Below are 15,096 nucleotides of genomic sequence, written 5' to 3'. Positions count from 1 at the left end.
CCGGGAACCGTACGGAAGGGCCCGGCGTGGATACGATCAGTACGGAAGTACCGCAAGTAGGCACGACCGACTCCCCCGAGGACACCTCCGCGGCGGACCCCGGTCGGCAGGCAGGCGAACGAACCCTGGAAGGGGGTGCCCCATGGGGATGATGAAGAAGTTCGAGCAGCGGCTGGAGGGTCTCGTCAACGGCACCTTCGCCAAGGTGTTCAAGTCCGAGGTCCAGCCCGTGGAGATCGCCGGCGCTCTGCAGCGCGAGTGCGACAACAACGCGAGCATCTGGAACCGCGACCGCACCGTCGTGCCGAACGACTTCATCGTCGAGCTCAGCCCGCACGACCACGAGCGGCTCAGCCCCTACTCGGGGCAGCTCGGCGCCGAGCTGGCCGGCATGGTCCGCGAGTACGCCGAGGCCCAGCGGTACTCCTTCATGGGCCCGCTCCAGGTGAACCTGGAGAAGGCCGACGATCTGGACACCGGCCTCTACCGGGTGCGCAGCCGCACCCTGGCCTCCGAGGAACCCCAGCAGTTCGCCCCGCAGCAGCAGCCCGGCTACGACCGCCAGCCGGCCGCACCGGCCCCCGGCGCACCGTGGCAGCAGGGCGGCGCCGGGCAGTACAGCGCGCCCCCGCCGCCGGCCGCGCCCCCCGCGATGCCCCCGGGCCCTCCGGCCGGCGGCAACGTCCGCGCCTTCCCCGGAGCCGGCCACGGCACCTCGGTCCGCCGCTGGATCGAGGTGAACGGTGCCCGCCACCAGATCACCGGCGCGGCCTGCGTCCTCGGCCGCTCGACCGAGGCGGACGTCCGGATCGACGACCCCGGGGTCTCCCGCAAGCACGCCGAGATCCGCCCGGGCACCCCTTCGATGGTCCTCGACCTGGGCTCCACCAACGGCATCGTGGTGGACGGGCAGCACACCCAGCGCGCTACGCTCCGCGACGGCTCCCGAATCGTCGTGGGCTCCACCACCATCGTCTACCGGCAGGTCGAAGGGTAGTGTCCGAGTTGTTCGCGCGCCTCGCTCACCGACTGGCGGGACGGCCATGTCAGAACTGACCCTCACGGTCATGCGGCTGGGCTTCCTGGCCGTGCTGTGGCTGTTCGTCATCGTCGCGATCCAGGTGATCCGCAGCGACCTGTTCGGCACCAAGGTGAACCCCCGCAGCTCCCGTCGCGGCGGCGGTGCCGCCACCGCGTCCGGAGCCGCCGCGGCGCCCTCCTCGGCACCCGGACGTCCCGCGGCCCCCGCCCCCGGCACCAGCGCCCCGGCGGCCCAGACCCAGGGCGGCGGCGGCCGCCGCCGCGGCGCCCCGACCCAGCTGGTGGTCGTCCAGGGCTCGCTGGCCGGGACGACGGTCGCCCTCCAGGGCCAGACCATCACGCTGGGCCGGGCGCACGACTCGACCATCGTGCTGGACGACGACTACGCGTCCTCCCGGCATGCCAGGATCTATCCGGATCAGACTGGGCAGTGGACGGTCGAGGATCTAGGCTCCACCAACGGCACCTATCTGGACCGGCAGCGCCTGACCGCGCCCACTCCGCTCCAGCCGGGCACGCCGATCCGTATCGGCAGGACCGTCATCGAACTGCGGAAGTAGTAGCGCATGAGGGACAGCATCCCGTCCAAGACCCAGAGGGGGGCACAGGTCGCATGACCCTGGTGCTGCGCTTCGCCGCCGGCTCCCACAAGGGACTGATCCGGGAGGGGAACGAGGACTCCGGCTACGCCGGGCCGCGGCTGCTGGCCGTGGCCGACGGCATGGGCGGCGCCGCGGCCGGCGAGGTCGCTTCCTCCGAGGTGCTCGGCTCGATCGTCCGGCTGGACGAGGACGTGCCGGGCGCGGACCTGCTGACCCTGCTGGGCGACGCCGTCCAGGGCGCCAACGACCGGCTCCGGCAGATGGTCGAGGAGGACCCGCAGCTGGAGGGCATGGGCTGCACCCTGACGGCCATGCTCTGGACCGGCCAGCGGATGGGCCTGGTGCACGTCGGCGACTCCCGCGCCTACCTGCTGCGCGACGGCTCGCTGGTGCAGATCACCCAGGACCACACCTGGGTGCAGCGCCTGGTCGACGAGGGCCGGATCACGCCCGAGGAGGCCGAGACCCACCCGCAGCGCTCGCTGCTGATGCGGGCCCTGGACGGCCGCGGCCAGGTCGAGCCGGACCTCTCGATCCGCGAGGTCCGGGCCGGCGACCGCTACCTGATCTGCTCGGACGGACTCTCCGGCCCGGTCAGCCACCAGACCCTCCAGGACACCCTGGGCAGCTACTACTCGCCCGAGCAGACCGTGCAGGAGCTGATCCAGCTCGCGCTGCGCGGCGGCGGTCCGGACAACATCACCTGCATCGTGGCGGACGTCATCGACGTCGGCGCCACGGACACCATGAGCGGCCAGTTCAACGACGTCCCGGTGGTCGTCGGCGCGGTCGCCGAGACCCCGCCGTCCTCGACCGCCGCCGACCGCTCGATCGCGGACACCCCGGCCGGCCGCGCCGCCGGCCTGGGCCGCGGCCCGCAGGGCGCCTTCGGCCCGGCCGAGGGCTACGACGCGGCCGGGAACGCCTTCGGCCCCGCCGAGGGCTACGAGGGCGACGGCGGCTACGGCTACCCGGCCGAGCCCTCGGTGTACGGCACCGAGGAGTTCGACGGGGAGCAGCCCTCCCGGCGCAAGCGCCGGGGCCTGACCGTCCCGCTGGCCGTCCTGGTCACGCTCGGCCTGCTCGGCGGCGCCGGGTACTTCGGCTACCGGTGGACCCAGGACCAGTACTACATCGGCGAGGACGGCGACCACGTCGCCATCTACCAGGGCGTCAACCAGAACCTGGCCGGGCTGAGCCTGTCCTCGGTGCACGAGTCGCACAGCGACGCGCCGTTGAAGTGGCTGCCGCAGGACCAGCGCGCCCAGGTGAACCGGACCATCTCGGTCGGCAGCCTGTCGGACGCCCAGAAGACCATGGGCACCCTGGTGGACTGGGCCAAGCTGTGCCAGAAGGCCGCCACCGCGAACACCGCGGCCCCGCAGGGCGCCCAGGGCACCACGACCACCAGGACCGCGTTCGTGGCCGCCACCCCGACCACCCCCGGCGAGCGGGAGAAGCCCCGCTCCCCGGGCGCGGCCGCGCCGTCCGCGACGACGACCCCGTCCGCCCCCGGCACCGCCGCCCCGACGCCGAACGCCACCCCCCCGGCGGCCGCCCCGAGCGAGCAGGCCCAGCCGCCCCAGCAACCCGCACTGTCCGACGACGAGCGCAGCCGGGCCGAAGCCTGCCCGAAGCCGTGACGTCCTTGATCCGACATAGGTCCGCCCGGAACGGGCCCGCCGGCCGTCAGGGAGCGGTCACCACGTGAGCAGCTACGACCTGAGCGGCGACACCGCCCGCACCGGCTCCCGACGCCGGGCGGCGGGCGGGCGTGTCGTGCCGCGGCGCCGCGGCAACACCACCATCTCGCTCCAGGGCGCACCGAACCGCCGCAACACCGAACTGGCCCTGCTGGTCTTCGCCGTGCTGCTGCCGATCCTGGCGTACGCCAACGTGGGCCTGGCGATGGACTCCCGGCTCCCGACCGGGATGCTCGGCTACGGCCTCGGGATGGGCTCGCTGGCCCTGGTCGCGCACCTGCTGGTGCGCCGCTTCGCGCCGTACGCGGACCCGCTGATGCTGCCGATCGCCACCCTGCTGAACGGGCTGGGCGTGGTGATGATCTGGCGCCTGGACAAGGCGGGCCACCTGCTCAGCGGCAACTTCCCGGCGGCCCGCAACCAGCTGATGTGGTCGGCCCTCGGGGTCACCCTGTTCATCGGTGTGATGGTCTTCCTGAAGGACCACCGGGTGCTGCAGCGCTACACCTACATCTCGATGGTGGTGGCGCTGGTGCTGCTGGCCGCGCCGGCCTTCTTCCCGGCCCGGGCGGAGGACTTCGGCGCGAAGATCTGGATCCGGATGGGCAGCTTCTCCATCCAGCCCGGCGAGTTCGCCAAGATCGTCCTGACCGTGTTCTTCGCCGGCTACCTGATGGTCAAGCGGGACGCCCTGGCACTGGCCAGCCGCCGCTTCATGGGCCTGTACCTGCCGCGCGGCCGCGACCTCGGCCCGATCGTCGTGATCTGGCTGCTCAGCCTGCTGATCCTGGTCTTCGAGAACGACCTCGGCACGTCCTTCCTGTTCTTCGGCCTGTTCGTGGTGATGCTCTATGTCGCCACCGAGCGGACCAGCTGGATCCTGTTCGGCCTGCTGATGTCGGTCGGCGGCGCGGTCGCGGTGGCCATGACCACCAGCCACGTCAAGGTCCGCATCGACGCCTGGCTCGACCCGATGGCCGCCTTCGCGCCGACCCCGCCCAAGGGCGCCACCGAGCAGATCGGCCAGTCGCTGATGGCGCTCGGCTCCGGCGGGGTGACCGGCTCCGGCCTCGGCCAGGGCCGCTCCTGGCTGATCAACTTCGCCGCCAAGAGCGACTTCATCCTGGGCTCCTTCGGCGAGGAGCTCGGACTGACCGGCCTGATGGCGATCTTCCTGCTGTACGCCCTGCTGGTGCAGCGCGGCCTGCGCACCGCCCTCGCCGCCCGCGACCCCTTCGGCAAGCTGTTCGCCGTCGGGCTCGCCTCGGCGATGGCGCTGCAGGTCTTCGTGGTGGCCGGCGGGGTCACCGGGCTGATCCCACTGACCGGTATGACCATGCCGTTCCTCGCGCAGGGCGGTTCGTCCGTGGTCGCCAACTGGGCGCTGGTCGCGATCCTGCTCAAGATCAGCGACAGCGCCCGACGTCCCGGGGTCGAACCGGCCCCGGTCCCCGAGGGCCAGGGAGGACCCGCCCGATGAACAAGCCGATCCGACGGGTCTCGATCTTCTGCCTGGTGCTGATCCTGGCGCTGATGGTGCGCACCAACTGGGTGCAGGGCGTCCAGGCCGACGCGCTGGCCTCCAACAAGAACAACAAGCGCCAGCTGTACGACCGCTACGCCCACCCGCGCGGCAACATCATCGTCAGCGGCCAGCCGGTCACCAACTCCGACTTCGTGAACGGCCTGCGCTACAAGTACAAGCGCTCCTGGAAGGACGGCGCGATGTACGCGCCGGTCACCGGCTACTCCTCGCAGGCCTACGGCTCCAGCGGGCTGGAGAACCTGGAGGACGGCATCCTCTCGGGCACCGACGACCGGCTGTTCTTCCGCAACACCCTGGACATGCTGACCGGCGAGCAGAAGCGCGGCGGCGACGTCGTCACGACGATCAACGCCAAGGTGCAGAAGGCCGCCTTCGACGGCCTGGGCGACAAGAAGGGCGCGGTGGTCGCGCTCGACCCGAAGACCGGTGCGATCCTGGCCCTGGTCTCCACCCCGTCCTACGACCCGGGCACCTTCGCCGGCGGCGAGAGCGGCGACACCAAGTCCTGGCAGGACCTCAACGCGGACCCGAACAAGCCGATGCTCAACCGGGCGCTGCGCGAGACCTACCCGCCCGGCTCGACCTTCAAGCTGGTCACCGCCACCGCCGCGTTCGAGAACGGCCTCTACCAGGGCGTCAACGACGCCACGAAGACGCCGGACCCGTACACCCTGCCCAACACCCAGACGGTGCTCAAGAACGAGAGCCCCAACGAGCGCTGCGAGAACGCCACCATCGAGTCCGGGATGGACCAGTCCTGCAACACGGTCTTCGCCAAGATGGGCGCCGACCTCGGCAAGGACAAGATGCGGGCGCAGGCCGAGAAGTTCGGCTTCAACAGCACGGTGGACACCCCGGTCCGCTCGGAGAAGAGCATCTTCCCGGACAGCCCCAGCCTGGACGGCACCGCCCAGGACTCGATCGGCCAGCACGACACCCGCGCCACCCCGCTGCAGATGGCCATGGTCTCCGCGGCGATCGCCAACAACGGCAGCCTGATGCAGCCGTACCTGGTCGACCAGGAGCGCTCGGCCTCGCTGACCACCATCTCCAAGCACACCGAGAAGCAGTTCTCCCAGGCGATGAGCCCGGCCACCGCGCAGAAGATGCAGGACCTGATGGTCTCGGTGGTCGAGAACGGCACCGGCACCAACGCCAAGATCCCCGGCCTCCAGGTCGGCGGCAAGACCGGCACCGCCCAGCACGGCGAGGACAACGCCGGCCTGCCGTTCGCCTGGTTCACCTCCTGGGCCAAGACCTCGGACGGCCAGTCGGTCGCGGTCGCGGTGGTGGTCGAGGACGGCTCCCAGAACCGCGACGGCATCAGCGGCGGCCGCCTCGCGGCCCCGATCGCCAAGGCGGTGATGCAGGCCGCGCTCGGCAAGTAGGGCGACGGTGAGGCGAAAGTCACGATCGGCACCCCCGTACGGATACCGGTCTGATATCGGCCGACGGCTGACTCCGGTCCGGTGCGGTGCGACCGGTAGCGTATCCGCCAGCAGCGGGTGTGCCCGTTGCCGCCCGCGAGGCGGTGCACGGCCCGGCCGGAGAACCGGTCTCGGCCCGCGCGGCGTCACCCAGAGCGTGCGGGGACATCTACGTCACAACCTCACCGGCGGGTGAAGGAGAGGGTCGGAACTATGGAAGAGCCTCGTCGCCTCGGCGGCAGGTACGAGCTCGGCGGCGTCCTCGGACGCGGCGGCATGGCCGAGGTGTACCTCGGCCATGACACCCGGCTCGGCCGTTCCGTCGCAGTGAAGACGCTCCGGGCCGACATGGCGCGGGATCCGTCGTTCCAGGCCCGTTTCCGCCGCGAGGCACAGTCGGCGGCGTCCCTGAACCACCCCGCGATCGTCGCCGTGTACGACACCGGCGAGGACTACATCGACGGGATCTCCATCCCGTACATCGTGATGGAGTACGTCGAGGGGTCCACGCTGCGCGAGCTGCTGCACTCCGGCCGCCGGCTGCTGCCCGAGCGGGCGCTGGAGATGACCATCGGCATCCTCCAGGCCCTGGAGTACTCGCACCGGGCCGGGATCGTGCACCGCGACATCAAGCCGGCCAACGTGATGCTGACCCGGCAGGGCAACGTCAAGGTCATGGACTTCGGCATCGCCCGCGCGATGGGCGACGCCGGGATGACCATGACCCAGACCTCGGCCGTGATCGGCACCGCCCAGTACCTCTCCCCCGAGCAGGCCAAGGGCGAGCAGGTCGACGCCCGCTCCGACCTCTACTCCACCGGCTGCCTGCTCTACGAGCTGCTGACCGTCCGGCCGCCGTTCGTCGGCGACTCCCCGGTCGCGGTGGCCTACCAGCACGTCCGGGAGGAGCCGCAGCCGCCGTCGGTCTTCGACCCCGAGGTGCGGCCGGAGATCGACGCGATCGTGCTCAAGGCGCTCGCCAAGGAGCGCGACTACCGGTACCAGAGCGCCGACGAGATGCGCGACGACATCGAGCGCTTCCTCGACGGCCTCCCGGTCGCCGCCGCCCAGCAGGCCGCCTACGGCATGGGCGCCGCCGGGTACGGCTACGACCAGAACGGCTACCCGCAGCAGCACGACCCGTACGGCCAGACCAACGTGCTGCCGCAGCAGCCCGGCGGCCCGACCACCATGCTGCCGCAGGCCTCCGGCTACCAGGACGACGGCTACGGCCAGACCTCCGCCGGCGGCGCGGGCGGCCACGACGGCTACGACGACGGCTACGGCCGGGGCGGCCGGCGCGGCGACGACCGGCAGAAGAAGAGCAACACCTCCTGGATCGTCCTGGCGGTGGCCGCCGTGCTGGTCCTGGTCGGCACCTTCTTCGTGGCCCAGGCGATGTTCAGCGACAAGGGCACCAAGGACGCCCCGAAGGTCACGGCGCCGAACCTGGTCGGCAAGAGCCTGGCGGACGCCAGGACCGCCGCGGCCGCGGCCGGCTCCAAGCTGGTGGTCACCGAGGGCGACAAGATCGCCTGCCCGGACACCAACGTCAAGAAGGACCAGGTCTGCACCCAGACCCCGACGGCGGGCACCTCGGTCGCCGAGGACGCCCACCTCACCGTGCAGGTCTCCTCCGGTCCGGCCAAGACCCAGATGCCGACCGTGACCGGCAAGACCAAGGACCAGGCGATGCAGGCCCTGACGGCGGCTGGCTTCACCAACATCGCCACGCCGGACTACAAGGACGACGACACCGCGCCGCAGGACACCGTGCTCTCCCAGGACCCCCCGGCCGGTGCCTCCGCGGACCCGAGCGCCCCGGTCAAGCTCACGGTCTCCCAGGGCAAGACCAAGCAGACCGTCCCGAACGTGGTCGGCGCGCAGAAGGACGACGCGACGAACACGCTGCAGGCCGCCGGCTTCCAGGTGGACGCCTCGAAGACCACGACCACCAACGACCCGACCAAGGCCAACACCGTGGCCCAGCAGTCGGTCCAGGCCAACACCAAGGTCCCGGCCAACACCAAGATCATCCTGACGATCTTCAAGGCGCCGGACAAGCCGCAGATCCCGCCGCTGCAGAACGTCAAGCTCTCGGACGCCGGCGACAAGCTGGCGAAGCTCGGCCTGACCTACACCGTGATCGCCGGTCCGCAGGACCCGAACGCGGTCGTGGTGCAGAGCAACCCGGGCGCCGGCAGCCAGGTGGACCCGAACACCCAGGTGCAGCTGATCACCCGGCCGGCCGATCCGGCCAAAGGGGGGGACCCCAACACCACACCCCCCGGCAAAGGGGGCAACAACTAAGCCGCCCCTCTTCCCCTGGTTCTGACACCGGGGAGCGGGAGCGGTGAGAACGCCCGAGGGCCCGTCGCGGAGATCGCGACGGGCCCTCGGGCGTTCCGTTCCGGCATGGTCTTCCGGCATTGCGTTCGGCGTTGCGTTCGGCCGGCCGGGCCCTCGGATCAGCGCAGCTCCGGCGGCGGGGTGCGCTTGGCGTCCATGGGGTCCACCCGGACCAGGCTCCCCCAGACGGCCATCCGGTAGCGCGAGGTGTACACCGGCGTGCAGGTGGTCAGGGTGATGTACCGGCCGGGGCCGGCGTACCCGGAACTCACCGGGACGGGCGCGACGATGCCGGTGTCGTACTTGGAGGTCTCCGGGAGGGTGTTGTCGACCTTGTAGACGTACCACTTGTCCTTGGTCTCCACCACGATCGCGGCGCCCCGCTGGACGGCGTCCAGGTCGTGGAACTTGGCACCGTGGCCGTCCCGGTGGGCGGCCAGCGCGAAGTTGCCCGTCTCGTCCCAGGGCATCGCGGACTTGTAGGGCTGCTCGTAGACGCCCGCCACGCCCTCGTCCAGGACGGCGGTGGAGGTACCCATCCGGATCAGCACCTGGAAGTCCCGGCCCATCGCCGGGACGTGCAGGAAGCCCACGTCGTCCCCGATCGCGGGCACCGCGGCGGGCGCGGGCGCCGTGCCACTCCCGCCCGGCGGGCCGGCGGTCGGACCGGCCGCCCAGGAGCCGCGCAGCCGGTCCGCGGCGTGCGCGGCGGAGGAGTCCGCCTGCACGTTGGTCCACCAGAGCGAGTAGGCCACGAACAGGCCGAGCACCAGGCCCAGGGTGATCAGCAGCTCGCCGAACACCCCGAGCGCGGCCAGCGCCCGGCCACGGCCCTTGCGGCCCTCCCGTCCCGGTGGGGGGAAGGCCTCCTCCGCCGTACCGGCCGGCCGCGTGGTCCCGTCGTCCTGCATCTGCGGTGCTCCCCCTCCGAAACCGGTACCGGGCGGCTATCCGCCCGTGATCGCGGCCGGTTTGCCCTGACTGCGCGGCCGCTCCTCGATCATCTTGCCAAAGACAATGAGGCGGAACTTGGAGGTGAACTCCGGGGTGCAGGTGGTCAGCGTGATGTAGCGGCCCGGCCCGGCGTACCCGGAGCCGTTCGGCACCGGCTTGATCACGCTCACGTTGCTGGGGGAGGTCTGCGGGATCCCCCCGGTGATCTCGTACGTGTAGTACCCGGTCGCGGTCTCCACCACGACCTTGTCGCCCTTGCCCAGCTCGTTGATGTACCGGAACGGCTCGCCGTGGGTGTTGCGGTGCGCGGCCAGCGCGAAGTTGCCCGCCGGGTCGCCCGGCATCCCGGTGCCGGGGTAGTGGCCGACCAGGCCCTTGTCGAGCACCGCCGCCTTGTCGGTGCCCTCGGCGATCGGGAACTTCAACCCCAGCTTGGGCAGGTAGACGATGGCGAAGCCCTTGCCGGGCGCGAACGCCTCGGGCTTGTTCGGGTCGGCGGCGGGCTGCCCCGCACCGGGCGGCTGGGCGTCGAACTGCTGCTCCAGCTGGTCCCGGGCACTGTTGGCGGCCGCGTCGGCCTGCACGTTGGTCCACCAGAGCTGGTAGGCGACGAACAACAGCATCACCGCGCCGAGGGTGATGCACAGCTCGCCGACGAGGCGGGCCGCCACCACGACCGCGGACTCCTTGGGGCGGGGCCCGGCGGCTCCCCGGCCCTTGGCGCGGCGCCGGCCGCCGCCGGTGCGGACGGCGGTCCGGCCCTGGGCGGCCCGCCGGCGCTCGGCCCGGCCGCCGGTGGGCGCGACGGGCTCGGCCGCCGGGTCGCCGCCCTCGACGGGCAGCCGGAGTTGGAGGGTCTGGTCGGGCAGCCACGGGTACTCGGGCCCGCCCTCGACGGGCCGCTCGGCCTGCTCGTAGACGCCCCAGCCGTCCTCGGGCGCGCCCGCAGCGGCCGGCTCCCCCGGGTACGGCCGGGCCTGCACGGCCCCGCCGTACTGCGGGGCGCCGTACTGCGGGGCACCGGGCTCCGCGCCCTGGTACGGGCCGCCGGCGTACTGCGGCGGGCCGCCGTACGGGCCCTGCTCCTGCTCCGACTGGTAACGCCCCTCCGGACGTACCGCGGTCACGCGGCTCAGCCCCGGCCGATCACCGGGGCGAGCCCGGCCGACCGGTCCACGGCCTGCGGGAAGCCGCACTCCGCCAGCCAGTTGGCGAGCATCCGGTGCCCGCCCTCGGTCAGCACCGACTCGGGGTGGAACTGCACGCCCTCGACCGGCAGTTCACGGTGGCGCAGGCCCATGACCACGCCGCTGCCGGTCCGGGCGGTGACCACCAGCTCGTCCGGCACGGTGGCCGGGTCGACGGCCAGCGAGTGGTAGCGGGTCGCGGTCAGCGGCGAGGGCAGGCCCTCGAACACCCCGCCGTCCTCGTGCTCGACCGGCGAGGTCTTGCCGTGCAGCAGTTCGGGCGCCCGGCCGACCACCGCGCCGTACGCCACCGCGATCGACTGGAGGCCCAGGCAGACGCCGAACACCGGCAGCCCGATCGCCGCGCAGTGGTGCACCATCGCGATGCAGACCCCGGCCTCCTCGGGCGATCCGGGCCCGGGGGAGAGCAGCACCCCGTCGAAGCCCTCCTCCCCCGCCCGGCGGACGGCGTGCTCGACGGTCACCTCGTCGTTGCGCACCACCTCGCAGGTGGCGCCGAGCTGGTACAGGTACTGGACCAGGTTGAACACGAAGCTGTCGTAGTTGTCCACGACCAGGATGCGGGGCGGGGTCGACTGGGTGGTCATGCGCGCGTGCTCTCCGTGGGATGCGGTACTGGGGGGAAGTTCCGGGCCGGCCGGGTCAGCCGGCCGGGGCGCCGTCGCCGCCGTCCACTGTGACGTCGCCGAAGGGGAGCAGCGGTTCCGCCCACGGGAAGACGTAGGTGAAGAGGAGGTAGACGATCCCCAGGATCAGGAGCACCGAGATGACGGCCTTGACCAGGGCGTTCCCCGGGAGGTGACGCCAGATGAAGCCGTACATGGTGCTCCCTCTAGGTAGCGGACTGGGCTCAAGAGTAGACCCGGTATCCACGGCCGTGAGGCCGGTCCACCCCTACTGCCGCCGCGTTACGGCTGGCCGCCCGCGGACCGGAGCTCGGTCGTGCCGGAGTACCCGGGCAGCGTGAGGTCCCCGCTCTCCTGGACCTTCCAGCCCAGGCCGTACGCCTGGACGTACTGCAGGTAGTTGCGGATCGTCGGGTCCCCCTCGACGGCCGACCGCAGGGCGTCGGTCCGGCCCACCGCCTTGACCACGTACGGCGGGGAGTAGACCCGGCCCTGGAGCAGCAAGGTGTTGCCGACGCAGCGGACGGCGCTGGTGGAGATCAGCCGCTGGTCCATCACCTGGACGCCGGCCGCGCCGCCCCGCCACAGCGCGTTGACCACGGCCTGGATGTCCTGCTGGTGGATGACCAGGTCGTTGACGCCGGGCTCCGGGACCCCGGGGATGCGCGCGGTGGCGTTCGGCGGGGCGTCGTTGAGGGTGACGGTCAACCCGCCGCCCTGGAGCGGCTCCAGGGCCGCGCCGAGCCGCAGGCCGTCCAGCCGGGCCGTGTCGGCGGGGTCGTGGCCCTGCTGCTCGGTGAGCTCCTGCGCCCGGGACTGGAGGTCGGCCAGCTGGGACTGCGCCTGCTGGTTCTGCCCGCTGCGCTGGCGGATGACGTCGCCGAGGCTCAGCAGCGAGTTGTCGGTCCGCAGGTCGGTGCCGCGGGCGGTCTGCGCGCTGATGTAGAAGAGCAGACCGGCGAGCGCGAACACGGTGCAGGTCAGGGCACGTCCGACAATTCGGGTGCCGGAACGGGGGGTGACGGCCTTCCCGGGGGGAATCGACAAATTAGTCACCGTACCCTTATCTCCTTGAGACCCGCCGAGCCACTACGCTAACGGACGCCGGTGGCAGGCGTGGGAGTGGTCCCAGAGCACTCTCCTCGACCGTCCGTCGGCGTCTCGCCCGCTGCACCCCTGCGCGGTCTCACAGCGCATCGACAGGAGAGCTCCTCGTGCCGAAGTCTCGACTCCGCAAGAAGTCCGACTACACCCCGCCGGCTACGACCGCGGTGAAGATCAGCTCGGGCCGTAGTTGGGTCGCACCGCTGATGCTGGCACTGTTCCTGATCGGCCTGGTGTGGATCGTCACCTACTACGTGACCAGCGGCAGCTACCCGGTGGAGAGCTGGCGGAACTGGAACATCCTGGTCGGCTTCGGCTTCATCGCGGCCGGGTTCGGCGTCTCCACCCAGTGGAAGTGACGCTCCGCGCGTCCTGAGGCTCGATCCCGAGTCCTGACCGCCGCTCCGGACCCCGGTCCCGGAGTGGCGCTCAGGCGTGCCCGCGACCGGTCGCGGTGTCATCGGCACGCCCATCATCGGACCGTCCCACCATCGGACGGTCGGGCTTATCCACATGGTTATCCACACTGGGGAAAAGTCCCCACAGCCTGTGGATAACTTCGTGCCGCGCCACCGTCCACAGCTGTGCACAACTCCCGGGACGCGGACGAACCGCACAGCAGGACACGCGTAGAACAACAGTCCACAGCCCGATCACCGCACGGCCTGTGCACAACTCCGCACCCGCTGTGGACAAATGTCCGGGGCGTCACGCGCCGTACAGGGCCATCCCGGTCAGCAGCAGCACCGCTTCCAGGGCCACCGCGCCGGCCAGCGTCAGCCACTGGACCAGGGCGCGCCGCTCGCGCGGGGCGTACATCAGGCCGAAGGCGACCAGGCCGCCGACCACCAGGCCGCCGATGTGCGCCCGCCAGTCGATGGTCGGGCGGGCGAAGGTCACCACCAGGTTGAAGACCAGGAAGGCCACCGCCGGGGCGACCGGGCCCCGGTCCCGCAGCTGCATCAGGATCGTGGCGGAGATCAGGCCGAAGACGGCCCCGGAGGCCCCCACCGAGTTCATCCAGTCCCCCGCCACCAGGAAGGCGAAGGTGCTGCCGCCCAGCCCGGCGAGCAGGTAGAGGGCCAGGAAGCGCAGCCGCCCGAGCGCCTCCTCCAGCGGGGGGCCGAGCCACAGCAGCACCAGCATGTTCAACCCGATGTGCCACCACTCCAGGTGCAGGAAGGTGGCGGTCAGCAGCCGGTACCACTGGCCCGGGCCGTCGGCGACGCCGTACGGCCCCCCGTCGTGCGCCCGGCCGGCGCTGGCCAGCGACCAGACCTCGCCCAGGCGCGGGTTGAGGACGTACGCGGCCAGCACCCAGACCACCACGTTGATCCCGACCAGCGTCCGGGTCACCAGCCCGCCGTCCAGGGTCGGCGCCCCGCCGAAGCGGGTGGTGGCCCGCCGCGCCCCGGCGTGCCCCTCGCCGACGCACTCGGGGCACTGGAAGCCCACCGCGGCGGCCACCATGCACTGCGGGCAGATCGGCCGCTCGCAGCGGGTGCAGGAGATCCCGGTGGGCGTCCCCGGGTGCCGGTGGCAGTCGGGCTGCCCGGCCCCGGGGGACCGGTCCGTGGACCCTCGCGGCTCGTCCGGGAGCATCAGCGGCTACCCCTTCCCCTGGCCGACCACCGAAGCCGCCAGCCTACTGCGGCCCGTACCCCGCAGGGCCCCCGAACGGCCCCGCCGGGGCCCGCGTACGGCCCACCCCGGCGTGCCGGTGGACAAATCCGGATGCATGATCAGCATTCAGGTGGATATGTGCATAAAGGACGCCACCAGGAGGAGAGACTCGTGAGCTTTTCGGACTCGGCCCGTGACACCGCCACCAGGACCCGGGACTCCGCCGCACAGTTCGCGGACGGCGCCAAGCAGCGCCTCGGGCCCGCCCTGGACGCCCTCGGCCCCAAGGCCGCCCAGGCCGCCCACACCCTCCGTGTCCAGTACGACCGGCACCTCGCCCCGCAGTTCGGCCAGGCCTTCGCCAACCTGCCGCCCGAGGCCCAGCAGAACACCCTGCGGGCCCTCCACCGGGCCCAGGAGGCCGCTCTGGCGGCCCGCCTGTCCGCCGCCCGCGCCGCCGACCAGGCGCGCGGCACGGTCGGTCCCAGGGTCGCCCAGGCCGTCGAGGAGGCCCGGGCCGCGGTCTCCCCGGTCGCCCACGAGGCCCAGTCCCGCGGCGCCGCCGCGCTGACCGCCCTCCAGGGCCACGTCAGCTCGGCCGAGATCAACGAGCTGGCCGCCCGGAACGCGAAGCGGCAGCAGCGGTGCGGCGGCCGGACGACGGCCGGGCTGCTGCTGGCCGGGGTGCTGGCGGTCGGTGGCGGGCTGGTCGCCTGGCAGTGGTGGCGCCGGCACAGCAACCCGGAGTGGCTGGTCGAGCCCCCGGCCCCGCAGTCCCACCGGCCGGCCGGTGCGACCGCCGCCACCTCCCCGGTGAACGGCCTCACCCCCGAGGAGGCGGCCGGAGCCGCCGAGCCCACCGAGGACGACACGCCCTAGGACCCCGGGAACGCCGAACGGCGGCCGACCCGGA

At 72.0% G+C, this 15,096-nt stretch carries 14 protein-coding genes; 8 read left to right on the top strand and 6 right to left on the bottom strand.

Features of this window, described 5'->3' with window-relative positions:
• Positions 1–142: 142 nt before the first annotated feature.
• From ACFC1T_RS24830 to pknB, 6 genes are all read left to right on the top strand, one after another.
• On the top strand, positions 143–997 hold the full coding sequence (locus tag ACFC1T_RS24830) for an FhaA domain-containing protein (protein ID WP_375891876.1): 855 nt from the start codon (positions 143–145) through the stop codon (positions 995–997).
• Between the two features lie 46 nt (positions 998–1,043).
• The gene (locus ACFC1T_RS24825) at positions 1,044–1,601 is read left to right on the top strand and encodes an FHA domain-containing protein (RefSeq protein ID WP_375891874.1); all 558 of its coding nucleotides are present in this window, start codon (positions 1,044–1,046) and stop codon (positions 1,599–1,601) included.
• Positions 1,602–1,654: 53 nt separating this feature from the next.
• Positions 1,655–3,286, top strand: coding sequence for a PP2C family protein-serine/threonine phosphatase (locus tag ACFC1T_RS24820; RefSeq protein ID WP_375891872.1), 1,632 nt, complete (start codon positions 1,655–1,657; stop codon positions 3,284–3,286).
• Between the two features lie 136 nt (positions 3,287–3,422).
• Entirely contained in the window at positions 3,423–4,826 is a 1,404-nt protein-coding gene (locus tag ACFC1T_RS24815; RefSeq protein ID WP_375891974.1) for an FtsW/RodA/SpoVE family cell cycle protein, read from the top strand.
• Positions 4,823–6,280, top strand: coding sequence for a peptidoglycan D,D-transpeptidase FtsI family protein (locus ACFC1T_RS24810; RefSeq protein WP_375891870.1), 1,458 nt, complete (start codon positions 4,823–4,825; stop codon positions 6,278–6,280). Before ACFC1T_RS24815 ends, ACFC1T_RS24810 begins: the two co-directional genes overlap by 4 nt.
• Positions 6,281–6,532: 252 nt before the next feature.
• Complete coding sequence (pknB, locus tag ACFC1T_RS24805; RefSeq protein WP_375891868.1) at positions 6,533–8,629, top strand: Stk1 family PASTA domain-containing Ser/Thr kinase; 2,097 nt, start codon at positions 6,533–6,535, stop codon at positions 8,627–8,629.
• A gap of 158 nt (positions 8,630–8,787) precedes the next feature.
• On the opposite strand, the gene ACFC1T_RS24800 is transcribed toward pknB, so the two are convergent.
• The 5 genes from ACFC1T_RS24800 to ACFC1T_RS24780 all read right to left on the bottom strand — a co-directional run bounded on the left by ACFC1T_RS24800 (position 8,788) and on the right by ACFC1T_RS24780 (position 12,503).
• Positions 8,788–9,579 (bottom strand): class E sortase, encoded by a 792-nt coding sequence (locus tag ACFC1T_RS24800; RefSeq protein ID WP_375891866.1) that lies wholly within the window; start codon positions 9,577–9,579, stop codon positions 8,788–8,790.
• Between the two features lie 36 nt (positions 9,580–9,615).
• Complete coding sequence (locus tag ACFC1T_RS24795) at positions 9,616–10,749, bottom strand: class E sortase (RefSeq protein ID WP_375891864.1); 1,134 nt, start codon at positions 10,747–10,749, stop codon at positions 9,616–9,618.
• Positions 10,750–10,754: 5 nt separating this feature from the next.
• Positions 10,755–11,417 (bottom strand): aminodeoxychorismate/anthranilate synthase component II, encoded by a 663-nt coding sequence (locus tag ACFC1T_RS24790; protein WP_375891862.1) that lies wholly within the window; start codon positions 11,415–11,417, stop codon positions 10,755–10,757.
• 55 nt (positions 11,418–11,472) lie between these two features.
• Positions 11,473–11,652: a hypothetical protein gene (locus ACFC1T_RS24785; protein WP_375891861.1), complete on the bottom strand. Its 180-nt coding sequence runs from the start codon at positions 11,650–11,652 to the stop codon at positions 11,473–11,475.
• An 86-nt stretch (positions 11,653–11,738) separates the two neighbouring features.
• The gene (locus tag ACFC1T_RS24780; RefSeq protein ID WP_375891859.1) at positions 11,739–12,503 is read right to left on the bottom strand and encodes a DUF881 domain-containing protein; all 765 of its coding nucleotides are present in this window, start codon (positions 12,501–12,503) and stop codon (positions 11,739–11,741) included.
• Positions 12,504–12,670: 167 nt separating this feature from the next.
• Here ACFC1T_RS24780 and crgA point away from each other — a divergent pair, with 167 nt between their 5' ends.
• A complete protein-coding gene (gene crgA, locus ACFC1T_RS24775; RefSeq protein WP_360242861.1) occupies positions 12,671–12,919 on the top strand; it encodes a cell division protein CrgA in 249 nt (82 codons plus the stop codon).
• A 349-nt stretch (positions 12,920–13,268) separates the two neighbouring features.
• Here crgA and ACFC1T_RS24770 read toward each other — a convergent pair whose 3' ends face one another.
• A complete protein-coding gene (locus tag ACFC1T_RS24770; protein WP_375891857.1) occupies positions 13,269–14,162 on the bottom strand; it encodes a rhomboid family intramembrane serine protease in 894 nt (297 codons plus the stop codon).
• 192 nt (positions 14,163–14,354) lie between these two features.
• Here ACFC1T_RS24770 and ACFC1T_RS24765 point away from each other — a divergent pair, with 192 nt between their 5' ends.
• Positions 14,355–15,062, top strand: coding sequence for a DUF5324 family protein (locus ACFC1T_RS24765; RefSeq protein ID WP_375891855.1), 708 nt, complete (start codon positions 14,355–14,357; stop codon positions 15,060–15,062).
• Positions 15,063–15,096: the final 34 nt, after the last annotated feature.

The sequence above is a fragment of the Kitasatospora sp. NPDC056076 genome (assembly GCF_042266305.1).
In the GTDB taxonomy this organism is placed as follows: domain Bacteria; phylum Actinomycetota; class Actinomycetes; order Streptomycetales; family Streptomycetaceae; genus Kitasatospora.
This window is presented reverse-complemented; position numbering and strand designations above follow the sequence as displayed.

Coding starts and splice junctions, on each gene's coding strand:
- pknB (WP_375891868.1), top strand. CDS start 6,533: ATGGAAGAGCCTCGTCGCCTCGGCGGCAGGTACGAGCTCGGCGGCGTC.
- ACFC1T_RS24825 (WP_375891874.1), top strand. CDS start 1,044: ATGTCAGAACTGACCCTCACGGTCATGCGGCTGGGCTTCCTGGCCGTG.
- ACFC1T_RS24785 (WP_375891861.1), bottom strand. CDS start 11,652: ATGTACGGCTTCATCTGGCGTCACCTCCCGGGGAACGCCCTGGTCAAG.
- ACFC1T_RS24820 (WP_375891872.1), top strand. CDS start 1,655: ATGACCCTGGTGCTGCGCTTCGCCGCCGGCTCCCACAAGGGACTGATC.
- ACFC1T_RS24830 (WP_375891876.1), top strand. CDS start 143: ATGGGGATGATGAAGAAGTTCGAGCAGCGGCTGGAGGGTCTCGTCAAC.
- ACFC1T_RS24790 (WP_375891862.1), bottom strand. CDS start 11,417: ATGACCACCCAGTCGACCCCGCCCCGCATCCTGGTCGTGGACAACTAC.
- ACFC1T_RS24810 (WP_375891870.1), top strand. CDS start 4,823: ATGAACAAGCCGATCCGACGGGTCTCGATCTTCTGCCTGGTGCTGATC.
- ACFC1T_RS24800 (WP_375891866.1), bottom strand. CDS start 9,579: ATGCAGGACGACGGGACCACGCGGCCGGCCGGTACGGCGGAGGAGGCC.
- ACFC1T_RS24770 (WP_375891857.1), bottom strand. CDS start 14,162: ATGCTCCCGGACGAGCCGCGAGGGTCCACGGACCGGTCCCCCGGGGCC.